The 5,535-nt window shown below is 67.7% G+C and carries 4 protein-coding genes; 3 read left to right on the top strand and 1 reads right to left on the bottom strand.

Annotated elements, in window-relative coordinates:
- Positions 1 to 136: 136 nt before the first annotated feature.
- A complete protein-coding gene (locus ZRA01_RS19740; RefSeq protein WP_141355087.1) occupies positions 137 to 1,069 on the top strand; it encodes a phosphoribosylaminoimidazolesuccinocarboxamide synthase in 933 nt (310 codons plus the stop codon).
- Positions 1,070 to 1,181: 112 nt separating this feature from the next.
- Here the strand turns inward: ZRA01_RS19740 and ZRA01_RS19735 are convergent, their stop codons facing one another.
- On the bottom strand, positions 1,182 to 2,027 hold the full coding sequence (locus ZRA01_RS19735) for an HDOD domain-containing protein (RefSeq protein WP_170183037.1): 846 nt from the start codon (positions 2,025 to 2,027) through the stop codon (positions 1,182 to 1,184).
- A 135-nt stretch (positions 2,028 to 2,162) separates the two neighbouring features.
- Here ZRA01_RS19735 and ZRA01_RS19730 point away from each other — a divergent pair, with 135 nt between their 5' ends.
- Positions 2,163 to 4,244 carry a M3 family metallopeptidase gene (locus tag ZRA01_RS19730; protein ID WP_141355085.1) on the top strand — a complete coding sequence of 694 codons (2,082 nt, stop codon included), beginning with the start codon at positions 2,163 to 2,165 and terminating at the stop codon, positions 4,242 to 4,244.
- A 56-nt stretch (positions 4,245 to 4,300) separates the two neighbouring features.
- The gene (locus ZRA01_RS19725) at positions 4,301 to 4,786 is read left to right on the top strand and encodes a DUF4124 domain-containing protein (RefSeq protein WP_141355084.1); all 486 of its coding nucleotides are present in this window, start codon (positions 4,301 to 4,303) and stop codon (positions 4,784 to 4,786) included.
- The last annotated feature ends 749 nt before the right edge of the window (positions 4,787 to 5,535 follow it).

Raw genomic sequence — 5,535 nt, 5'->3', positions numbered from 1 at the left:
TTCAAGGAAACTTGGGGCGGCCCTGCGTTTCCTTGAGAGCCCCGCGCCCTGCCCAGGGCGCGCGCCAATGCACCCGCGCTGCCCCTCGCCCCGCCGGCCGGCTATAATCGCGTTTTGACCGTCGGACACCCAGACCGTGACCACTCCGCTCTTCGAATCCACCCTCCGCAGCCTGACCCTCCTCGGCCGTGGAAAGGTGCGTGACATCTACGCCATCGACGCCGACAAGCTGCTCATCGTCACCTCCGACCGCCTGTCGGCCTTCGACGTGATCCTGCCGGACCCGATTCCCCGCAAAGGCGAAGTGCTCACCGCGATGGCCAACTTCTGGTTCGCCAAGCTCGGCCACATCGTCCCCAACCAGCTCACCGGCATCGCCCCCGAGAGCGTGGTGGCCGCCGACGAGCAGGATCAGGTGCGCGGCCGCGCGCTGGTCGTCAAGCGCCTCACCCCGCTGCCCATCGAGGCCGTCGTGCGCGGCTACGTGATCGGCTCCGGCTGGAAGGACTACCAGGACACCGGCGCCATCTGCGGCATCCAGCTCCCCGCAGGGCTCCAGCAGGCCCAGAAGCTGCCCGCCCCGATCTTCACCCCGGCCAGCAAGGCCGAGGTTGGCGACCACGACGAGAACATCAGCTTCGAGCAGGCCCAGGCCCGCACCGACGCCGTCCTCGCCGAAGCCCTCAAGGGCACCGGCAAGACCGGCGCCCAGCTCGTCGCCGAAGCCCGTGACGCCGCCATCGCGCTGTACACCGAGGCCGCCGACTTTGCCGCCACCCGCGGCATCATCATCGCCGACACCAAGTTCGAGTTCGGCATCGACGCCGCCGGCACCCTGCACCTCATCGACGAAGCCCTGACGCCCGACTCGTCCCGCTTCTGGCCCGCCGACAGCTACGCGGTGGGCATCAGCCCCCCGAGCTACGACAAGCAGTATGTGCGCGACTACCTCGAGACCCTCGACTGGGGCAAGAAGGCCCCCGGCCCCAAGCTCCCGGCCGACGTCATCGAGCGCACCGCCGCCAAGTACGTGGAAGCCTACGAGCGCCTCACCGGCCAGACCCTGTAATCGGGGCTACCACCAAAGCAACAACCCGCCTCGTGGCGGGTTGTGTCGTTTACGGTGGCACCGGCGGGTGGCACCGGCGGGTGGCACCGGCGCGGGGCGTGCCCCGCAGGCGTCAGGCGATGCGGAACAGATCGATCAGGGCCTGACGCTCTTCCGCCGACTCCACCAGCACCGCCGCCAGACGCTCTTCGTCCAGCCCCAGCGTCGCCGCCCTGGCGAGGCCCTGGCGGACGTTTTCGTCCTCCGGCGAGAAGGGGTTGCGCGTCTCGGCCACCAGGTTGGCGATGAAGACCAGGTCGGGGATCGACTGGGGTGGCCACTCGCCACCGTAGAGCTCCGGGTCGTCCACCGCATCCACCAGCTCCTGGGGCATGCTCATTGCCGACAGCACCGCCCGCCCGATCGAGGCGTGCCAGACGCGCACCAGATCCGACAGCGGGCTCTCGTCGCTCAGCATCTCGGGGTATTCCCACACCCGGGCCAGCAGGAAGAACTGCCCGATGTCGTGGACCATGCCGGCAAAGAAGGCCGCGTCCCGGTCGAGCTTGGTGCAGCGGCGCGCCAGCACGAAGGCCGTCGCCGCCACATCCACGCAGTGGGCCCACAGCCGGCGGATCAGCGGCTGGAAGGGGCTCAGCACATCCCGGTGGATCAGTTGCTCGGCCGCCACCGCCATCGCCAGCGCCCGCAGCTTGCCGAAACCGATGCGCACCAGCGCCTTCGGCACGTCGGTCACCAGGCGCCCGCCCGGGTTGTACCAGGCCGAATTGGCCAGCGCCACCGTGCGCGCCGCCAGCAGCGGCTCAGCCGACACCATCGCCGACATGCGCCCCAGGTCCATGTCGGGGTCGTCCAGCGCCTCCAGCACCCGCATCGTGACCTCCATCGAGGTCGGAAAACGCAGCTCGCCCTGCTCGAGCTCCTGGGAGAGCTTGTGCAGGAAAGCCTGCTCCGTCATGTTCAACGCACCCTCGTTCACCGCCGACCCCCTTCCTTCCAAGCCTTCCATGCCCACTCCGCGCGCCGCCACAGGCGACACTCCCCGCGGAATTCGGCAAAATGAAAACACTCGCTCCACTTACCGTCGACCAAGATGACCACCACCCAAGCCCCCTCGCCGCTGCTCGAATCCATCGGCCTGCCCCGTTTCGACGCCATTCGCCCCGAACACGTCGAGCCCGCCGTGCGCAGCCTCCTCGAGGCCCTGGGCGCCACCGTCGCGCGCCTTCAGGACGACCCCGCCGCCCCCACCTGGGACAACTTCGTGCAGCCCATCGAAGACGACGGTGAGCGCCTCGGCCGCGCCTGGGGCGTCGCCGCCCACATGCACAGCGTGATGGACACGCCCGAATGGCGCGAAGCCTATAACGCCATGTTGCCGGAAGTCACACGGTTTTACGCCGAATTAGGACAGAACCTTAAGCTTTTCGAAAAATATAAGTCAATCCGCAACAGCGCCGCCTTCGCCGGCCTCAGCCCGGCGCGCCAGCGGATCATCGAAAACGAGCTGCGCGGCTTCCGCCTCTCGGGCGCCGAGCTGCCCGACGATCAGAAACCCCGCTTCCAGGCCATCCAGGAAGAAATGGCCGGCCTCGGCGCGAAGTTCTCCGAGAACATCCTCGACGCCACCAACGCCTACGCCCATATCGTCAGCGTCGAGTCCGAGCTGGCCGGCCTGCCCGCCGACGTGATCACCGCCGCCCGCGAAGCCGCCGAGAAGGCCGGTGTAGAGGGCTGGAAGTTCGGCCTCAAGATGCCCTCCTACCTGCCGGTGCTGCAGTACGCCGACAGCCGCGCGCTGCGCGAAACCCTCTACCGCGCCTACGCCACCCGCGCCGCCGAGGTCGACAACGGCTACAGCAAGCCCGAGTGGGACAACGGCCCGCTGATCAAGCAGATCCTCGCGCTGCGCGCCGAAGAGGCCCGGATGCTCGGCTACCGCCACTTCGCCGACGTCTCCCTGGTGCCCAAGATGGCCGACACCCCCGAGCAGGTGCTCGGCTTCCTGCGCGAGCTGGCCGCCAAGGCCAAGCCCTTCGCCGAGCGCGACCTGATCGAACTCCAGGCCTTCGCCAAGGACGAGCTCGGCCTCGCCCCCCTCGAGCCCTGGGACGTGGCCTACGTCTCCGAGAAGCTGCGGATCGCCCGCTACGCCTTCTCCGAGCAGGAGGTGAAGGAATACTTCCCCGAGCCCAAGGTGCTCGACGGCCTCTTCAAGGTGGTGGAGCGCCTCTACCAGGTGCGCATCCAGGCCGACAGCGGCCCCGTGTGGCACCCCGACGTGCGCTTCTTCCGCATCGAGCGCGATGGCGAACTCATCGGCCAGTTCTACCTCGACCTCTACGCCCGCGACACCAAGAAGGGCGGCGCCTGGATGGACTCCGCGATCACCCGCCGGCGCATCCCGGGCGGCATCGAGACCCCGGTCGCCTACCTGGTGTGCAACTTCCCCGGCCCGGTCGGTGAGGGCACGAAAAAGCGGCCCGCCACCTTCAGCCACGACGACGTGATCACCCTCTTCCACGAAGCCGGCCACGGCCTGCACCACCTGCTCACGCGGGTGGACGACCTGGCCGTCTCCGGCATCCACGGCGTCGAGTGGGACGCCGTCGAGCTGCCCAGCCAGTTCATGGAAAACTTCTGCTGGGAGTGGGACGTGGTGCGCGACATGACCGCCCACATGGACACCGGCGCCCCGCTGCCCCGCGAGCTCTTCGACAAGATGCTGGCCGCCAAGAACTTCCAGAGCGGCATGCAGACGGTGCGCCAGCTGGAGTTCTCGCTGTTCGACCTGCTCCTGCACATGGACTTCGACCCCGCCCACCAGCACGTCATGGACCTCCTCGCCGAAGTCCGCCGCGAAGTGGCCGTGCTCACCCCGCCCGAATGGCACCGCTTCCCCAACAGCTTCAGCCACATCTTCGCCGGCGGCTACGCGGCGGGCTACTACAGCTACAAGTGGGCCGAGGTGCTGTCCGCCGACGCCTTCGCCGCCTTCGAGGAGAGCGGCCGGCCCAAGGGCAGCGTGCTCGACGCCGAGACCGGCGAACGCTTCTGGAACGAGATCCTCGCCGTCGGCGGCAGCCGCCCGGCGCTGGAATCCTTCAAGGCCTTCCGCGGCCGCGAACCGCAGGTGGATGCCCTCCTGCGCCACAGCGGCATGGTCGGCGCCTGAACCCGCCGGCGCCGCCCCGCCCGCCGGGGCGGCGCCCAGCAGCCCGGAGAAACCCCATGAAACACAGCCTCGCCAGCCTGCTGATGCTGGCCATCACCCTGCCCGCCCTCGCCGCCGACCCCGACCCCACCCAGAGCACCTACCGCTGGGTCGACGAAAAGGGCCAGACCCAGTACAGCGACCGGCCGCCCCCGCAGTCCATCAAGAAGTTCGAGGAGCGCCGGCTGCAGCCCAACCGCGGCGACGCCCAGCTGCCCTTCATCACCCGCAAGGCCGCCAGCGACTTCCCGGTCACCCTCTACACCGGCCGCGAGTGCGGCAAGCCCTGCGACGAAGGCCGCGCCCTGCTCACCAGGCGCGGCATCCCCTTCAGCGAAACCAAGCTCGAGACCACCGACGACGTGGCCGCCTTCAAGGCCCGCTTCAACAAAGACCCGGTCGCCCCCACCCTCACCGTCGGCAAGGAGATGGAAACCGGCTACGCCTCCGCCGCGTGGGAGCGCCTCCTCAACGACGCGGGCTACCCGGCGGCCAAGCGCTGACCCGGCGCGCCGACACCCCCGCGGCCGGCCGGGGCTGCCCACCATCCGCCCCCAAGCAGCCAGCCCGCACGGCGGCCATCCCGGAGGGGGTGGCGGGATGGGTGGAGGGCGTGTCGAAGGCCTCGCGCGGCGTGACGAGGTTCATTGCAGCCCTGCAACGCCTCTCGTCAGGCCTGCAACCATCGATAAGGAGGCTGCAATTGTTGGTTGCACGGGTGCAAACATCGATTGCAGCCGTGTCGAGATGAGTTGCAGCGTTGACGAGATAGGTTGCAAGCCTGCAATCGTTCTCATCATAGTAAAAACCCTTAATTGCACGCGTGTGATTAAGGGTTTTTACTATGATGAGAAGCTTTGCAAGCTGTCCGAGAAGCTCGTGGACCCTGCGAAGACCCTCGAGCCGGGGCGCATCGCCCTCGAGCCACGCCTCGAGCCCGATGCGGGCGGGCGCGAAGCCTTCCGCGCACAGCACGAGAACACCGCGCGCCCGGCGGCTGGCACAATCGCACCCGACCCCGATGTTTTGTGTCGCTGGCTGCCTGGCCCGGCACAAACCAAGAAACCCGAACCCGCGCCAACACCGGATTGCAAGCCCCCATGAAGATCGCCACCTGTAAGTTAATTCCGCGTTTCGTGTAGCTTCACGCCGTATCACGCCGATTATATTTTCTCTGAAAATCAACAATCTAGCGTATCAATTAGCATCGCCACGTATCACCCAAGCGCCTATAACCCGTGTAGCTACGATC

Origin of the sequence: Zoogloea ramigera (genome assembly GCF_006539865.1) — a bacterium.
In the GTDB taxonomy this organism is placed as follows: domain Bacteria; phylum Pseudomonadota; class Gammaproteobacteria; order Burkholderiales; family Rhodocyclaceae; genus Zoogloea; species Zoogloea ramigera.
The sequence above is the reverse complement of the archived record's forward strand: the minus strand, read 5'-3'. Positions and strand labels throughout refer to the sequence as shown.